This window comes from Alicyclobacillus fructus (genome assembly GCF_017329605.1).
GTDB lineage: Bacteria > Bacillota > Bacilli > Alicyclobacillales > Alicyclobacillaceae > Alicyclobacillus > Alicyclobacillus fructus.
Genome location: NZ_JAFMTY010000013.1, coordinates 63,477 through 79,624, shown reverse-complemented (window position 1 = coordinate 79,624; position 16,148 = coordinate 63,477). Strand labels below are relative to the sequence as shown.

Annotated in this window: 13 protein-coding genes; 9 read left to right on the top strand and 4 right to left on the bottom strand. The window is 60.7% G+C overall.

The window, feature by feature from the left end:
- Positions 1-162: 162 nt before the first annotated feature.
- The 5 genes from J3481_RS08480 (at position 163) to J3481_RS08460 (ending at position 7,002) form a co-directional block, all read left to right on the top strand.
- The gene (locus tag J3481_RS08480; protein ID WP_206831535.1) at positions 163-1,503 is read left to right on the top strand and encodes an ABC transporter substrate-binding protein; all 1,341 of its coding nucleotides are present in this window, start codon (positions 163-165) and stop codon (positions 1,501-1,503) included.
- Positions 1,504-1,585: 82 nt separating this feature from the next.
- Positions 1,586-2,479 carry a carbohydrate ABC transporter permease gene (locus J3481_RS08475; protein ID WP_236011423.1) on the top strand — a complete coding sequence of 298 codons (894 nt, stop codon included), beginning with the start codon at positions 1,586-1,588 and terminating at the stop codon, positions 2,477-2,479.
- A gap of 4 nt (positions 2,480-2,483) precedes the next feature.
- Positions 2,484-3,317 (top strand): carbohydrate ABC transporter permease, encoded by an 834-nt coding sequence (locus J3481_RS08470; protein ID WP_328702073.1) that lies wholly within the window; start codon positions 2,484-2,486, stop codon positions 3,315-3,317.
- Positions 3,318-3,331: 14 nt separating this feature from the next.
- Positions 3,332-5,680, top strand: coding sequence for a glycoside hydrolase family 3 N-terminal domain-containing protein (locus J3481_RS08465; protein WP_328702074.1), 2,349 nt, complete (start codon positions 3,332-3,334; stop codon positions 5,678-5,680).
- A gap of 125 nt (positions 5,681-5,805) precedes the next feature.
- The gene (locus J3481_RS08460; RefSeq protein ID WP_236011422.1) at positions 5,806-7,002 is read left to right on the top strand and encodes an ROK family transcriptional regulator; all 1,197 of its coding nucleotides are present in this window, start codon (positions 5,806-5,808) and stop codon (positions 7,000-7,002) included.
- Positions 7,003-7,029: 27 nt separating this feature from the next.
- Here J3481_RS08460 and J3481_RS08455 read toward each other — a convergent pair whose 3' ends face one another.
- Positions 7,030-7,251: a hypothetical protein gene (locus J3481_RS08455; protein ID WP_206831536.1), complete on the bottom strand. Its 222-nt coding sequence runs from the start codon at positions 7,249-7,251 to the stop codon at positions 7,030-7,032.
- Between the two features lie 232 nt (positions 7,252-7,483).
- Between J3481_RS08455 and J3481_RS08450 the strand changes: the two genes are divergently transcribed.
- Together J3481_RS08450 and J3481_RS08445 are read left to right on the top strand one after the other, a co-directional pair.
- Positions 7,484-8,095, top strand: a complete 612-nt coding sequence (locus tag J3481_RS08450) for a DUF47 domain-containing protein (RefSeq protein WP_008339331.1) — start codon at positions 7,484-7,486, stop codon at positions 8,093-8,095.
- Positions 8,096-8,106: 11 nt separating this feature from the next.
- The gene (locus J3481_RS08445) at positions 8,107-9,090 is read left to right on the top strand and encodes an inorganic phosphate transporter (protein ID WP_206831537.1); all 984 of its coding nucleotides are present in this window, start codon (positions 8,107-8,109) and stop codon (positions 9,088-9,090) included.
- Between the two features lie 54 nt (positions 9,091-9,144).
- On the opposite strand, the gene J3481_RS08440 is transcribed toward J3481_RS08445, so the two are convergent.
- Both J3481_RS08440 and J3481_RS08435 read right to left on the bottom strand, forming a co-directional pair.
- Positions 9,145-9,810 (bottom strand): YcnI family copper-binding membrane protein, encoded by a 666-nt coding sequence (locus J3481_RS08440; RefSeq protein ID WP_236011421.1) that lies wholly within the window; start codon positions 9,808-9,810, stop codon positions 9,145-9,147.
- A gap of 22 nt (positions 9,811-9,832) precedes the next feature.
- Complete coding sequence (locus J3481_RS08435; RefSeq protein WP_206831538.1) at positions 9,833-11,482, bottom strand: copper resistance CopC/CopD family protein; 1,650 nt, start codon at positions 11,480-11,482, stop codon at positions 9,833-9,835.
- Positions 11,483-11,682: 200 nt separating this feature from the next.
- Between J3481_RS08435 and J3481_RS08430 the strand changes: the two genes are divergently transcribed.
- Both J3481_RS08430 and J3481_RS08425 read left to right on the top strand, forming a co-directional pair.
- Positions 11,683-11,928, top strand: a complete 246-nt coding sequence (locus tag J3481_RS08430) for a hypothetical protein (protein ID WP_206831539.1) — start codon at positions 11,683-11,685, stop codon at positions 11,926-11,928.
- A 340-nt stretch (positions 11,929-12,268) separates the two neighbouring features.
- Entirely contained in the window at positions 12,269-13,534 is a 1,266-nt protein-coding gene (locus J3481_RS08425) for an MFS transporter (RefSeq protein ID WP_206831540.1), read from the top strand.
- Between the two features lie 157 nt (positions 13,535-13,691).
- On the opposite strand, the gene J3481_RS08420 is transcribed toward J3481_RS08425, so the two are convergent.
- Positions 13,692-16,091: an EAL domain-containing protein gene (locus J3481_RS08420; protein WP_206831541.1), complete on the bottom strand. Its 2,400-nt coding sequence runs from the start codon at positions 16,089-16,091 to the stop codon at positions 13,692-13,694.
- Positions 16,092-16,148 lie beyond the last annotated feature (57 nt).

The window sequence follows — 16,148 nt, the reverse complement described above, 5'->3', positions numbered from 1 at the left end:
AAGTTCACCCAACAGGTGACGACAGGGGGCGCCAGAACTGCCCCGGACCCTACGCTTAAGGTCATTGTCTCTGGGGATACCCCAGCAACTCAACCCTGAACTTGGCGTGTGTGTTCATGAAGAACTGACTCTAAACCATTTCATACGAGGGGGCAATCTAAATTGGCTAAGGATGCACGTAAGGCTGCGTTGGTCGGGTTGGCGGTTGCTGCGTCGATTGGCTTGACGGCTTGTGGAACGGAGTCTCAATCGCCAGGGAATCAGACGTCTTCCACTGGTGCTGCTAGTTCCAAGCAGATTCAATTAACGCTGTGGAACGTCGATTCTGGCTTGGCGGAACAAGTGGACAACAAGGCGATATCTCGATTTAATGCCACACATCCGAGTTATCACATGACGGGGGAATACTTTGAATCGACCCCGTATTTGCAGAAGTTGCAAATTGCGATGGGTGCGCACCAAGCTGCGGACGTCTTCAGCAACTGGGGAGGAGGTCGCCTTTATACCTTCGTTAAGGCGGGAGATGTGCTCGATCTGACCCCTTATCTGAAAGCCGATCCGTCATGGGCAAACCGGTTCCTTCCGTCCGTCATGAAGTCGATCACGTTTAACGGCCACGTGTATGGCGTTCCTTATGGAAATTTGCAACCAGTTAACTTTTTCTACAACAAGCAACTATTCTCTGAATATCACCTTAATCCACCTAAGACATGGAATCAACTGTTGAGTGATGTGCAGTTCTTCAAGAGCAAGGGGATCATTCCGATTTCTTTGGGTGGTCAAGACAACTGGCCAGACCTGATGTACTTCGAATATCTGGTTGATCGTATTGGAGGACAACAGCCGTTCGATAATATCATGGCAAATAAACCCAATGCATGGTCGAACCCGGTGATTACAAAGGCGCTTAACATGATGAAGCAGCTGGTGAACATGGGCGCCTTTGAACCTGGATTTAGTTCCATCGGGTCGAACAATGGGTCTGACGCAGCGTTGTTGTACAGTGGAAAAGCCGCCATGTGGTTGATGGGAAGCTGGGGTTACGGGACGATTGCATCCGACGACAGTGCATTCTTGAAGAATCTTGGTTGGTTCCCGTTCCCGTCGGTACCGGGAGGAAAGGGTAACCCGAACGACGTTTGTGGAAATCCGAGTGACTTTTATTCGATTCCGAGTTACGACTCTCCATCGAAGATTAAGGGTGCTATTCAGTTCCTGAAGGATGATAATTTGGATCCAAAGAACGTTTCTGACCTTCTGCAAATTGGCTATGTGCCTGCTGTGAAAGGCATCGAGAGCCAATTAAAGAAGCAGAAAGATGCGGCGTATGAGACATTTTATTACGATCTGGCGAAGAATGCACCGTATTTCCAGCAGTCGTGGGACACGGCGCTTCCAACTGCGGAGGGCAACGAGCTCGACACGGACCTTGGGAAGTTTATGGTCGGTCAGATGTCTGTCGCGCAATTTGAGGCGGACATGAACAGTTATTTGAGTAAGTGAGCGTTCTGCACGGACGAGTGGAAGACGCGGGACGAGCTTGGCGGTGTTCCACCGAGCTCGTCCTGGTTTGGAGGAAGGGTGCTTGATTACTGAGCGTCTCAATCTATCGCGAGTCCTGATGATGTTGCCGGCCGTCATCTTTTTCGCCGCGTTTGCGCTCATACCGATGTGCGTCGCGGTGTACTATTCCGGACTGAATTGGTCCGGCGTTGGCTCTGCCACCTGGGTAGGCCTTGCAAATTGGCGTTCCATGCTCGCCAGTGGCGAGTTGTGGCACTCTTTCTGGCTCACGATTGCTCTGATGTTTTGGTGTTGGATCCTGCAGAATCCGCTTGGGCTTATCATCGGGGTCTTCACTGCAGGTTCTCAACGACATCGAGCGGTATTTGGTGCTTTATACTTTATACCTCTTTTGTTCTCGTCCGTTGCTATTGGAGTGACTTGGTCGTACATCTTGAACCCCACTTTTGGGCTCATGGATGACCTTCTTAAGGCGCTGGGCATCGGGAACGGTTTCGAAAATTGGCTAGGAAACCCTCACATCGCGCTATTCGTCGTTGCATGTATTATCTCATGGCAGTATATACCGTTCAATGCCCTGTTGTACCAAAGCGGGGTTCGTCAAATCCCTCGTTCGCTATACGAAGCAGCGATGATTGATGGAGCGGGTCCAATTCGAACTTTCTTTTCGATCACGCTCCCCCAATTGAAGTACACCATTACAACAACGACTGTGTTAATACTCACCGGGACCTTGACCTATTTCGACCTCATTTATGTCGTCACGAATGGCGGTCCAGGGGACGCGACTCAGGTTTTGGCGATTGATATGTACAAACAGGCATTTACGAACCTCAACATTGGAGCGGGTAGCGTAATTGCTGTGGTCCTTGCTGTGTTTGGGTTGTTGCTGTCAATTATTACGTTAAAGTTCACTGGGTTTAACAAAATGGAGAGTCAAATGGAGGGGGTGTGATAAGGTGAACGCATTTCGGCGCATCTCCGTGGGGAACTCTCTGTTCACGTTGTTCGGTATAGTCTGGCTGATCATAGGATGCTATCCCGTATTCTATATACTCACCACCAGCTTGCGGTCGCAGAATGGCTACTTGCTAGGGAACCCCTGGCTTCCTCCGCTTCATCCGACACTGCAAAATTATGGTGTAGTCATACAGTCGGGGTTTGTAAGGTCCTTTATAAATAGTGCAATTGTTTCTGTGTCGACAGTGTTGCTTATTGTGGCTTTCTCCTTGTTTCTGTCTTATGTAGTTGTTCGCACTCGCAATCCGGTTGTTAAAGCGGTGTTTAATTGGTTTGTCGTGGGTCTCGCCATACCTGTCCAAGCTGCGATTATTCCTGTCTACATTCTTATCACGAAATTGGGGTTATACGACACGCTTTTAGGTATGATACTGCCCATGGTGGCGTTCGCTTTGCCATTAAGCACGCTGATTTTAGTGAATTTCGTACGCGATATTCCAAATGAACTTTATGAGGCAATGGGGATAGAGGGTGCAAATGATTTTCAAATTGTTTTGCGACTCGTCGCCCCGCTCGCTCGTCCGGCTTTAATCTCGGTCGCCGTGTACCAGTTTGTCCAGTCGTGGAACAACTTTCTTTTTCCGCTCGTGTTGACTCAGAGCGCGAGCGTGCGCGTACTTCCTCTTGCGATCGTCCAGTTCCAGGGCGAGCACACCATGGATGTTCCTGTGACGATGGCGGCGGTGGTCTTCTCTGCCATCCCCCTCTTTTTAGCCTACATTTTTGGAGGGCGTTATCTGCGACAAGGCATGCTTGCTGGATTCGGAAAGTAGTGAGGAGGCTTCCCGTGACACCTGTGTATCTCGATCCCGCACAGTCCGTCGAAGCGCGCGTCGACGCGCTGATGGCCGACATGACGCTTGAAGAAAAGGTTGCTCAACTGACGTCCATCTGGGCGTTCGAAGTCCTGGATGGGCTTGAATTTTCGAGGGAGAAGGCCGCGGAGGTCCTCGGGCAGGGCATCGGGCAGGTGACCCGCATCGGGGGTGCCACCAATCTGGATCCGCCCGATGTGGCTCGCCTGGCCAACCAGATTCAGCGCTATCTGCGAGACCATACGCGCCTTGGCATCCCGGCGCTGATCCACGAAGAGTCGTGCAGCGGCTACATGGCCAAGGGTGCCACCTGCTTTCCCCAGACCATCGGCATTGCGAGCACGTGGGACGTCGATCTCGCCCGTCGGATCGGCGAGATCATCCGCGACCAGATGCGCGCCGTCGGAGCCCGCCAGGCGCTCGCGCCGCTTCTCGACGTGGCGCGTGACCCGCGCTGGGGCCGGGTCGAGGAGACCTTTGGCGAAGATCCGTACCTCGTGGCGCAGATGGGCATTGCGTATGTCCGCGGATTGCAGGGGCAAGACCTCAGCCAAGGCGTGATGGCGACGGGCAAGCACTTCGTGGGCTACGGAGCGTCGGAGGGCGGCATGAACTGGGCGCCGGCGCACATTCCGGAGCGCGAGCTGCGCGAAGTGTACCTGTTCCCGTTTGAGGCGGCCGTGCGCGAAGCGGGGCTCGGCGCCATCATGCCGGGGTATCACGAGCTGGATGGCGTGCCCTGCCACGACAATCCGGGTCTCTTGCGGGAGACGCTGCGCGGGCGGTGGGGCTTCGAGGGGCTTGTGGTGTCCGACTACTTCGCGGTGAATCAGTTGTTTGAGTACCATCAGATTGCCCGCGACAAGGCGGAGGCCGCGATGCTCGCCGTGCGCGCGGGCGTGGACGTGGAGTTGCCGACGCGCGACGTGTACGGCAAGCCGCTCATCGAGGCCGTGGCGCGCGGGCTCGTGAGCCCGGCCGAGGTGGATGAACTCGTGCGCCGGGTGCTCACGTGGAAGTTCCGGCTCGGCCTCTTCGATCACCCGTTCGTCGACGAGGGCGCGGCCATCGAGCTGTTCGACAACGCGGAGCAACGCCGGGTGGCGCGGGAGGCCGCGGAGAAGTCGCTGGTGCTCCTGAAAAACGACGGCCTTCTGCCGCTCGCGCCTGGCGGTACGATCGCCGTGATCGGCCCCAATGCGCACACGACGCGCAACTTGGTCGGTGACTACGCCTACCCGTGCCACATCGAGTCATTGCTCGAGCAGTCGGAGGACAACGTGTTCCAGACGCCGTTGCCAAGCGGAGTGAAGCACGTCGACGAATTTATCCCGATGCGGACCATCCTTGAGGCCATTCGCGATCGCGTCGGGACAGCGGCGGAGGTTGTCTACGCGAAGGGGTGCGACATCCTCGAGGGAGACGACGCGGAGATGGACGAGGCGGTGGCGCTCGCGGCGCGATCGGACGTGGCGGTGGTCGTGGTGGGCGATCGCGCCGGGCTGACGGACGCCTGCACCACGGGCGAATCGCGCGATCGCGCCACGCTTTCGCTCATCGGCCGGCAGGAGGAGCTCGTGCGCCGCGTGATGGCGACGGGCACGAAGACGGTGGTGGTGCTCGTAAGTGGGCGGCCGCTCGCGATTCCCGAGATTGCGGAGCGGGCCCATGCGGTCCTGGAAGCGTGGTTGCCGGGTGAGGAGGGTGCAGCGGCCGTGGCCGGCGTGCTGTTTGGGGACGTGAATCCGTCCGGCAAATTGCCCATCACGATTCCGCGCAGCGTGGGCCAGGTGCCGATTTACTACGGGCACAAGCCGTCAGGCGGGCGTTCACACTGGAAGGGCGCCTATGTGGACGAGAGCAATCTGCCCTTGTATCCGTTTGGACACGGGCTGTCGTACACCGAGTTCGCGTACCGGGATCTGGCGCTGTCGCCGGGCGTGGTGGGTGTGCACGGCGAGGTGGAGGTATCGTGCGTGATCGAGAACGTCGGCGCGCGCGGGGGTGCAGAGGTCGTGCAATTGTACGCGCGCGACGTGGCGGCTGATGTGACGCGGCCCGTCAAGGTGCTCTTGGGGTTCGCGCGGGTGGCGCTTGGGCCGGGAGAGAAGGCGCGGGTGCGGTTCCGAGTCTCGGCGCACCAGTTGGGCTTTTACAACCGAGAGATGCGGTTTGTGGTCGAGCCGGGCGAGATCGAGTTCATGGTGGGCGCCTCATCGGAGGACATTCGCCTGCGGGGGGCGGTGCGGATAGAGGGCACGGTGACGGAGATCGAGAACGAGAAGGTATACCACAGCGCGGTGGACGTGGAGCGGTTGTGAAGAGCGTCCGGGCGCTCCGCATTGGTCTGCGGGGCGCCCTATTTTGCGCGTTCCGGCAACCCAATGAGGTACAATGAAACCGGGTGTCGGATAAGCGTTTCATCATCACGCAGGGGAGACTCGCTTTGGAAAAAACGGCAGATCAGGCGCTGATGAAGGAGATCAACAAGTCGATTGTGCTCAACCGCATTCGCTTTCACAGCCCCATTTCGCGCAGCCAGATCTCGAGCGAGACAGGGTTGAACAAAGCCACCGTTTCCGCCCTGACCGACGAGCTGATTCGCGATGGCCTGGTGCTCGAGGTGGGCCAGGGGAGATCTCGTGTCGGGCGCCGGCCCATCATGTTGCTCTTCAATGCCAGTGCGGGCAGCGTGCTTGGCGTCGAGCTCGGCGTGGAGTACGTCCGCGTCGTCGTCACCGACTTCGCCGCCCGCGCGCTGTGGGTGCGCGAGGAGCCCCTTCCGCGCCAGCTGGGCGCCGAGCAGGTCCTTGAGCGCCTCCGCGAGTGCATCGCCAAGGCGCTGAACGATGCGCCGGAGAGCCGTTATGGCGTGATCGGCATAGGGATAGGCGTTCCCGGCCTCGTCGATTTCGCACGCGGCGTGGTCCTGCGGGCGCCGCACCTGAAATGGGAGAACATCCCGCTCAAGGCGATGGTCGAAACGTGGTTCGGCAAGCCCGTCCTCGTGGACAACGAGGCGAACGCTGGCGCGCTGGGCGAGAAGTTGTACGGGGCCGCAACCCATGTCTCGAGCCTGGTTTACATCAGCGCCGGGACAGGCATTGGGACCGGCATCGTCATTGGGGACGAACTCATCCGCGGGGCGGACGGCGTGGCGGGGGAATTCGGTCACATGAGCATTGATCTGCACGGGGAAACCTGCCCGTGCGGCAACGTGGGATGCTGGGAAATGTATGCCTCCGAGCGGGCGCTTGTCGCTACGTACGCCAAGCTGAGCGGGGAGGAGCTGGATTTCGACGGGGTGCTCGACCGGTTTCGAGCGTCCGATCCGGCCGCCCTGCAAGCCTTTCAGACCATCGGGCGCTATCTCGGCGCCGGGGCTGTAAACCTGGTGAACGGGCTGAACCCGGCCATGATCATTCTGGGCAACCGTCTGGCGGAAGGCGGGCGCATGGTGACGGACGCGATTCAGCAGGCCGTTCAATCCCGCTGCCTCGCGAGCCCCCACGCCAAGGTCGTGGTTCAGTCCTCCGCCCTGGGCCGCGATGCGTGCGCCATTGGCTCGGCCGCGCTGGTCCTCCACGACTTCTTCGCAGGTCCTCGCGCGCGCGTGACGTCGCGAGCCACCGTCGGCAAATGAGGCCGCGCAACGGGCGCGGCCTGCGTCTTATGGCCCATATGGGCTGTTTCTTCCGGGCGACGGCCGATTGCCCGCGGCTCCCGTTCCAGAGCGGTCCAGCAGGCGTTCCACCGCGTTGAACATGGCATCGCGGCTTTGAGGAATGCACAGGAGGGTGGCGCCCAGGCCGACCCCGATGCCCCCGATGACCGGCCATCCCCAGTGGTTTTCCTCTTGGCGAGCCATCCACGCTCGATGACGACGAGACATCGTGAACCACCTCGCGGTTAACGTTCCTCATTCCCCGCAAAACATGCGAATGGCCTGCGGGCATCTGCGCTCGAATGGGCACACTGCTCGAAGAGCCGTCGATTCGTTTGTGTCCAAGCCCTGAACATTGTCGAACTTGGTCGAGGCTTTACGGAAACTTTACAAAACCATCATGACATCTTTACGCGAGTCATGTAGTTTCTTAACGATTCGATTCAATGGGGGATGAGCCGTGTCGAAGCGCAGTGATCAGCTGTTTGCATTCCTCGTGGAAATCGCCGAGAACATCGCGCAGGCGACAGAGACGTTCCAGCGCGAGCTCGAACAGGGGGGCGACTTTGGAGCCCTCGCGAGCCGCATGAAGACGTACGAGGACAAGGGCGACGAACTGATTTCAAAACTGATCTCGCTTCTGAACAACACGTACATCACGCCGCTCGAGCGCGAGGATTACGTCATGCTCGCCACGACGCTCGACGACATCATCGACGGCATCCACGCCTGCAGCGTGCGTTTCACGTTGTACGACGTGACGGGTTCGACGCCGACGATGATCGAATTCGCGAAGGACATCCACCGAAGTGCGAAGGAGATCCAGGAGGCCATTCACAAGCTGAACGAGCGCAAGCTCCTCCAGATCCGCGATCACGTCAAGGAGCTGAACGTCCTCGAGAAGCACGGCGATCAGCTGCTGCACGCCGCGCTCCGATCGCTGTTTGCCGAGAGCAAGGACGCCATTGAGCTCATCAAACTCAAGGAAATTTACGAAATCCTGGAGAGCGTGACCGACCGCTGTGAAGACGTGGCGGACGTGCTCGAGTCCGTCATTTTGAAAAACGCCTGAGGTGCGACCGCATGCTGGTTGTGATTGTGCTCATCGTGTTACTGGGGTTGGTGTTTGACTTCACCAACGGCTTTCACGACACCGCGAATGCCATCGCGACAAGCGTCTCCACCCGAGCGCTGTCGCCGCGCGCGGCGGTGCTGCTCGCTGGCGCCATGAACCTGATTGGCGCCATGACGTTCACGGGTGTGGCCAAAACGATTGGCGGCAAGATCGCCGATCCGCTGAAGATCCCGCACGGGACGACGGTCGTCCTGTGTGCACTCGTGGCCGCGATCTTCTGGAATTTATTCACCTGGTATTTTGGGATTCCTAGCTCCTCCTCCCACGCGCTTATCGGTGGGCTGACGGGGGCCGTGATCGGCGCGGCGGGCTTTCACGCGGTCAATGTCGCGGGATTCAGTTCTATCATCGAAGCGCTGATCATCTCGCCGATTTGCGCGTTCGCGTTGGGGTTCGCCATCATGTGGGCGTTTCGCGCGGCGTTCGGATGGAGATCGCCGCACAAGGTGAACCGCGTGTTCCGCGTGCTGCAGACGTTTTCGGCGGCTGCGCAGGCGTTCATGCACGGCACGAACGATTCGCAAAAGACCATGGGCGTGATCACGTTTGCCCTCATCGCGGGCGGCTATCAGCACACGATGCATGTCCCGCTGTGGGTGAAGACGCTCTGCGCTGTCGCCATGGGCGTGGGGACGGCCTCGGGCGGCTGGCGGATCATCAAGACCGTCGGCTCGAAGATCATCAAAATCGAGCCCATCAACGGGTTTGCGTCCGACTTGACGAGCTCCATCATCATCTTCGGCTTCACGCTCTTCAAGTTGCCGGTCAGTTCCACGCACGTCATCTCGTCGGCCATCATGGGGTCGGGCGCGGCCAAGCGGGCGCGCGGCGTCCATTGGAATGTCGCGGGCCGGATCCTCGTCGCGTGGCTGGTCACCATCCCGATGTCCGGGCTTATCGCGGCGCTCATCACGAAGTTGGCGCTCCTGTGAGGTTGGAAAGGCAGAAGGGGACAAGCCGTTTCATGGGCTTGTCCCCTTTGAACATTATGGCCGGTTGAGATCGCGGCGGACGCTGAACACGAGCGAGATCACGGAGAGAATGAGGGAAACGGCCGACGCCGCGAGCACCATGGTATCCGCCGTGGTCCAGCCCAGGCCAAAGCTCTGGGCGCTCCCCGCGCTCGCTGCGTTCGATCCGGCTTCTGTATCGGCGTCCGCATTCGCCTCGCTGGCGGCGCCGGCGGCGACAATCTGCGTTGTGGAGTGGGGCGTCGCGGTGCCGGGTTGCCCCGTCCAGGCCACAATGGATCCATCCTGGTAGTATTGGAACGCGTCCCACGCCACCACCCCCGGCTGTGACGGGTTGGTCGCGAGGAACGGGAACGTCTCGAATTGTCCGGGTTGGATGCCACCTGCTGTGGCTTGCCAGGTGACCACCTCCTGGCCATTCACCTGCGCCTCGCTCACCTTCCATCCCGGGATCGGCTCGTACGATACGAACGACACGCCCTTCGGGATCTTCAACACAATCTTGACGGTCGCGTCATTCTTCTCGCACGGGACGCGCATCGTGTACTGTTCAAAGGTGCCGGCGGTGGGTGGAAGAGGATTGTCCGGCAACACGACCACGTGCGCGGATGCGCTGGCCACGCCGATGGCGAACACGGCGGCTGCACCGGCCAACGATCCCATCCATCGAGTTGTTTTCATGTCATCGCCTCCTTAGGTCTTGTCACGATTCGGTTCCTACGTGAATGCGAAAATCCACATTCACGACGTCAAAGTCGTCGGTCACCACCTGCACGTCTGCGTCCCACAGGCCGCCTCCTGACAGCGCCAACGACCGCGCCACGAAGATGCCTTGTCCGTGCGGCGTCAGGCGCACGCTCGCGGCGCTGCTTCCGGGCGCGCTCGCCGACGCGAGGGCGATCTCGACCTGTTGAATGGCTGCGTCCGCCCGCCCATCTTTCGTGATCTGCACGGTGAACGTATTGGGCCCCGCTTCGTTGGGCGAGATGATCAGGTGAATGGCGTAAGGCCCAGACGATTTCACTTGATTGACGGGGCCCGGGTGCACGTCGCCGGTCGGCAGGTTGGTGAGGACCGACGTGATCGCGAAAATCCCCACGCTTACGGCCAGCTCCAGGCTGAGCCAGACGCGGTACGCGCCTCGCTTCGGGCGCGGCGAGAGCGCATGCATGGACGCGAAAAACAAGAGACAGAGCACGAGGCCCAGTTTGACAAGAAGCGCCACGCCGTATCCCGTGTGCGTCAGGGCATACCACGTCGGGATGTGCAGCAGGGCCGAATACGCCCCGGTGACGGCCACGGCGAACGCGCAAGCCGCCGCGATCCGGCCGAACGATCGGACGGTGTGAATCAAAACAGCGTCGTCGTGCGTCGAGATCCGGTCGGTCTGCAGGATCAAGGCGAGCATCTGCGCGATGCCGCCGATCCACACCGACGCCGCGAGGCCGTGCACCGCCATGGCCAGGGCGGGCAACCACGGATGCGGCTCGGACATGGCATGTCCCTGCAGGGCCAACGTCACGGGTACGGCGAACACGGGCAGGGCAGCCGTCGCAAGGCGCTGTCTCGGGCGGGATGAGGAGAGCGCCGCCAGGATGGCGGGAATGACCGCGACAAGCATCAGTTCGATCACCCAGAGGTAACCCCATACTGTGAAGTTGAGCGTCCGCGCCAGGTACCGCGGTGAGAACGAGGCGAGCCCATGGACGTTCCAGGTGATGGCCGCTTCGAGCGGCAGGTTGAACAACACGCCGACCCACAGTGCCGCCCACCCACCGGCGACGAACCAGGCGCCGAGGCGATTTTCATCGATCGGCAAAGCCGTTCGCGCCGCCCGCAGACCGATGGCGCCGCCGACCACGAGGGCGAGGCCGAGATAGGTCAGGACGCGATCGATCACCATCCAGACGCCGGGGCGATAGCCCTGTTCGGTCGCGCCGAGCGTCAGCGACTGCACGTTGATGCCCACACCAAACGGAATGGATCCGGATACCAGGTGCCCGTCTGCCGAGATGACCTGCCAATGGACGGTGTACAGTCCCCTGGGCAGGCGGCTCGGGACATCCACGTCCACCTGGCGGCTGTCGCTTGGATTGCGATGGCCATCGCCGAGATCGACGCGCTGATTGTCCACGTTGGTCACGGTGAGGCCGCCCGGCAGCAGTTGGACAGGCTCATCGAATTCGATCTCAATCCGCCCGGGCGAAGACTTGAGAGACTGCCCCGGGGCAGGGGATGAGTGCACGACATACGCATGCGCGCTGGCCGTCGGCGCGTGAAGTCCGAGCGCAGCCATGAGCGCGGCGCACCAAGCTATCACCGAGAGCCAAAACCGGTTCGGGCGGATGGACATGCGGCAGGATCACCTCCTCGTCGGGCGATGAAAAAGCTCTGTATTCGACAGTATGGGACAACGGGCTGTTCTGAGAAACGGTGCGGCGAGGCCACAAGATGACAATTGCTTGAGAAGGATGTGAACTTTTTTGATCTGGACACTGTCCTGTGAAACCATCGGGCCAGGTCCCTCGTCTTCATGACAGGAGGTGGACCTGGATGCGCGCCAAATGGTTCACGGCTGCGTGTGTCGCGTTGTTTCTCGTTTCTCTGGTCCTCGTATGGATTTTCGCCGAACAGTACGTCCTCTCCGCTTATGGAAGCTCAGGCGTTTCAGGTGTCGAAGGCGTGAACCGCTGGGGCGTGTGCCTGGGCGCCGCCGTCTTCGTCGGGTCGCTGTCAGCCGTCAGTGCCGCCGCGATGTTCGTGCTGATGGCGTGGAAGGATTGGCGCTTGTGGCCTTAAAGCCTAACGGCGAATGCCGCCTGCGGCTCAGGAACCCGCGGACTCATCGACGCGGGTTCCTTTTTAGGTCCGGAAGGTCTCCAAGATTGACAATCGATATCGTCATGATCTATTGTTTGATCACATTGTCATACAAAAAGAGCAGTCGCGTTCCGCATGAAGGAATAGGTGCGTTGATCCCGTCGCGAAGACGGCGTAGTTTCGATAGCAGGCAAGCGGACGCAGGGCGAGGGGAGGTCGTAGTTCGTGGCGTGAATGAAATCGCTTGCAACATAGGTCTCGTCGCACGTGTGGTATACAAGATTGCCTGCGAAATCGCATGGAAAGGGTGAAGTCCCGCATGGATCAAGGGCCGCAGAAGCCGTTCTGGCGGTATGAGAACGGCGTCGTCCTCATGATGTTCTTCACGTTCGGCTTTGTGTTCATGGAGCGTCTGAGCGTCGTGTATCTATTCCCCTATGTGGCGCCGGATCTGAAGCTGAACAATGCGCAGCTCGGCATGATTGTGTCCATTCTCGCGATTTGCTGGGCGTTGTCAGGGTTTTTGTTTGGAACGATTTCAGATTTTTTGGGGTCGCGCAAAAAGGTGCTGGTGCCTATCACGCTGGCCTTTTCGCTCTTGTCTTTTCTCACGGGTCTCGCGAAAAATTTCGGGCAAATGCTTGGCATTCGCGCGTTGATGGGCGTGTCGGAGGGGCCCGTGTTGCCGATTGCGCAAGCCGCCGTGATGGCCGATTCGACGGAGGCCCGCCGCGGATTCAACATGGGCTTTGTCCAGAGCGCGCTCGGGCTCATCGGATCCACGTTCGGACCGCTCATCCTGACCTGGGCGGCCACCAGCTACTCGTGGCACGCGGGCTTCTACGTGGCAGGGATTCCAGGGCTCATCATGTTCTTCGTGCTCCTTTTCTTCATGAAAGAGCCCAACAAGCGCTTGTCGAAGGAGGAACTTGCGAAGAGCGAACACCGCCTGCGCAAGGAGGACTTCCCGGTGGTGTTCCGCACGTGGAACATCTGGTTCACGCTGATCATTGCCATCCTGATGATGACCTGGCTGTTCGCGTTCACGTCGTTCGCGCCGACGTTCCTCGTCGAGTACGATCACTACACGGGCGAACAGATGGGCGTCATCTCCGCGGCGATGGGCCTTGGAACCTTCTTCTGGGGGTTCATGGGGCCTTACATCTCGGACAAGTGGGGCCGCAGGCCGACGCTGGTCCTGTTCTCGTTCATCGCGGTCCTGTCTCCGCTGGTGCTCGTCTTCATACACGGTTCGGTGGCGCTCATGTGCGTGCTCGGGTTCCTGACCTGCGCCGGCCAGGCGTGTTTCCCGCTGTTCATGGTCGTGATTCCAGGTGAGTCCCTGTCGCCCAAGTATGTCGGGACGGCGGTCGGCCTGGTGCAGATGGTCGGCGAACTGATCGGTGGCGCGGTGATGCCCACGGTCGCGGGCATCGCGGCGGATCACTTCGGACTTCCGGCACCCATGTGGATCGCGGCTGCCGGCGCCTTTGTAAGCGGCATCATCGCATTCTTCATCCGGGAAACCGCGCCTGTGCGCCAGCGCCGCCGCGGCCAGGTGGCGAGCGAACCGGTGCAGCTGTAATCAGCGGGCGGGTGCAACGGGGCTGCCGTCGGCAACGCGAACGGCGGCTCCGAGCGCCGCGCTCTCGATGGCGGCGTACATCATCCGGGCCACGTGTTCGCCATTTGACCGCAGCCGACGATCGCGGCCCGAAACCGCCTCTCCATTGTCCCACCTCTTATCCTGCCGTGATCGAGAGCGCTTCGAGATCCGAAGGGGGAACGGGCCGGGCGAAGTAGAATCCCTGGGCCTCGTCGCATCCGAGCGCCTCGATGACGGACAACTGTTCCTTCGTCTCCACGCCTTCCGCCACACAGCGCATGCCGAGGTTGTGCGCGATGTCCACAATGCTCGCCACCAGGGCCCGGGCCCGGCCGCCGTCGACCGCGCGCTGCGTAAAAGCGCGATCGATCTTGACCACGTTGAGCGGCAGGTGCGTCAGGCGGCTCAGCGAGCTGTACCCCGTGCCGAAGTCGTCGAGCGACACCTCGATGCCGAGCGCCTGGCATCCCGCGAGAAAACGTTCGGCGCGCTCGGCGTCCATCATGGCGCTTTCCGTCACTTCGATCTCGAGATATTGCGCAGGAAGACCGGTCTCCTCCAGGACGTCGCGCACCACCTCGAGAAAGCCGTCCGTGAGCACCTGGTAGGGAGAGAGGTTGACCGCCACGCGGAGCGGGCGCCCGGCGTCCAGCCACCTCTTGGCCTGCCGGCAGGCGTTGCGCAGGCACCATTCGCCGATGGGCGCGATGAGGCCGGTCTCCTCCGCGATGGGAATGAACTCGCTCGGCGGCACGTAGTCGCCGTTGGGGCGTCGCCAGCGCAGCAGGGCTTCCACGCCGACGACCGATTTGGCCCGCATGTCGATCTTCGGCTGGTAGTGGATCTCGAAGTCGCCGCGCTCCGCGGCGGTGCGGAGTTCCTGTTCGAGCTCCAATCGGCTCTTCGCGCTCGCCGCCGTGCGCTCTTCAAACAGCCGGTACGTGCTCCGTCCCTCGGCTTTCGCGGTGTACATGGCGAGATCGGCGTGGCGGAGTAACATGTCGCGCGTGGCGCCGTGGCGCGGGAAGCTCGCGATCCCGAGGCTTGCCGTCATGTAGAGCGGGCGACCCTCCACGCGCACGGGCTTTCGCAACCGATTCAGAATCGCGTCCGCGAGCTCCACGGCGCGCTCGATGGGTTGACGGAACAGCGTGATGGTGAATTCGTCTCCGCCCATGCGGGCCACGAGGGCGTCATCGCCCGCCACCTCTTTCAGGATGCGCGCGATCTCTTGCAGCAGTTTGTCTCCGAACTCGTGTCCAAGCGTGTCATTGACGGACTTGAAGCGGTCGAGATCGACAAACAGGATCTGCATCTCGTCGCCGCTTTGGGCCTCGCGAATGAATTCGTCCACTCGCATCTCGAAGTGGCGCCGGTTGGCGAGCTGCGTCAGGGTATCGTGAAACGCGAGGTAGTTCATGCGCTCGGCGGCTGCCTTCTCCGCCGTGACGTCGCGCGCCACCAGGAACACGCCCTCGATCTCGTCGTCGAGCACGATGGGAATGTGGGTCGCGCTCATGTGCAACGTCCGCTCGCCCGTGCGCAGCACAAACTCGCCATTGGTGGTGCTTCCCGCGAGCGCCCGCCGGTAGTCGGCAAACACCTTCGGACGATCGCGCCGATCGATCATGCGGGCGAACGCCCGGGCGGATCGCCGCAACACGTCCTCCGGCAGAAGCTGCTTCGCGCGGGGATTCTGATCCACAATCTCGCCGCGCGCATCGAGGGTGAAGATGGCGTCCGAATGATGAGTGTACAGCGACCGGAACCGTTCGTCGGCGAGGCGAAACTGGCGCCGGTCGGCCTGAATGCGCCGATCCAGCATCACCGTCGCGATGGCGGCCACGAGAATGAACGCACTGAAGACGGTCACCACCAGTGCCAGCGGGCCGCTGTAGGCCATGGGCGCGGCCCGCCGGTGGGCAGGCAGGACAAACACCGTGGCCCACATGCCGGTGTAATGCATGCCGGCGATGGCGATGCCCATCACGAGGGCGCACGCCACCTTCGCCGCCTGCGCCATCCAGCCCCGCGCCGTCGCCAGCCGGAACGACAGCCAGAGCGCCACGTACGAGGCGACGATGGCGATCACGACCGAGAGGGCGAATGGCCCAACGCGATAGTAGAAGCCGCCGCCTTCGACGGTCATGGCGGCCATGCCTGTGTAATGCATGAAGACGATGCCGGCGCCCATGAACAGAGCTCCATAGGCGAGCTTCGCTGGCGAGGCGGATCTCGCCACGACGTAGAGGGCCGCTCCGGGCCCGGCCATGGCAAAGAGGAGCGAGAGCGCGACGACACCCCAGTTGTAGTTCATGGGAGCGGGCAGCATGAGGGCGAGCATCGCGACGAAGTGCATGGACCAGATGCCGATGCCCATCGCGATCCCGCCGAGCACCACCCACACCAGCTGGCGATTCGCTCGCGTCTCCAGCACGCGGCGGCCGAGATCGAGCGACGCGTATGCGGCGAGGGACGCGACGATATACGAGAGAATCACGAGCGTCGGAATATACGTCTGAGGAACCGGGTGCAAGATTCGTCATCATCCTTTGTGCTCAATTGAAGAGACGACGAATCCATTCGCCGCACG

Bases quoted from the DNA above. Each gene is read 5' to 3' on its own strand.
- J3481_RS08455 (WP_206831536.1), bottom strand. From the start codon at position 7,251: ATGTCTCGTCGTCATCGAGCGTGGATGGCTCGCCAAGAGGAAAACCAC.
- J3481_RS08445 (WP_206831537.1), top strand. From the start codon at position 8,107: ATGCTGGTTGTGATTGTGCTCATCGTGTTACTGGGGTTGGTGTTTGAC.
- J3481_RS08440 (WP_236011421.1), bottom strand. From the start codon at position 9,810: ATGAAAACAACTCGATGGATGGGATCGTTGGCCGGTGCAGCCGCCGTG.
- J3481_RS08435 (WP_206831538.1), bottom strand. From the start codon at position 11,482: ATGTCCATCCGCCCGAACCGGTTTTGGCTCTCGGTGATAGCTTGGTGC.
- J3481_RS08430 (WP_206831539.1), top strand. From the start codon at position 11,683: ATGCGCGCCAAATGGTTCACGGCTGCGTGTGTCGCGTTGTTTCTCGTT.
- J3481_RS08425 (WP_206831540.1), top strand. From the start codon at position 12,269: ATGGATCAAGGGCCGCAGAAGCCGTTCTGGCGGTATGAGAACGGCGTC.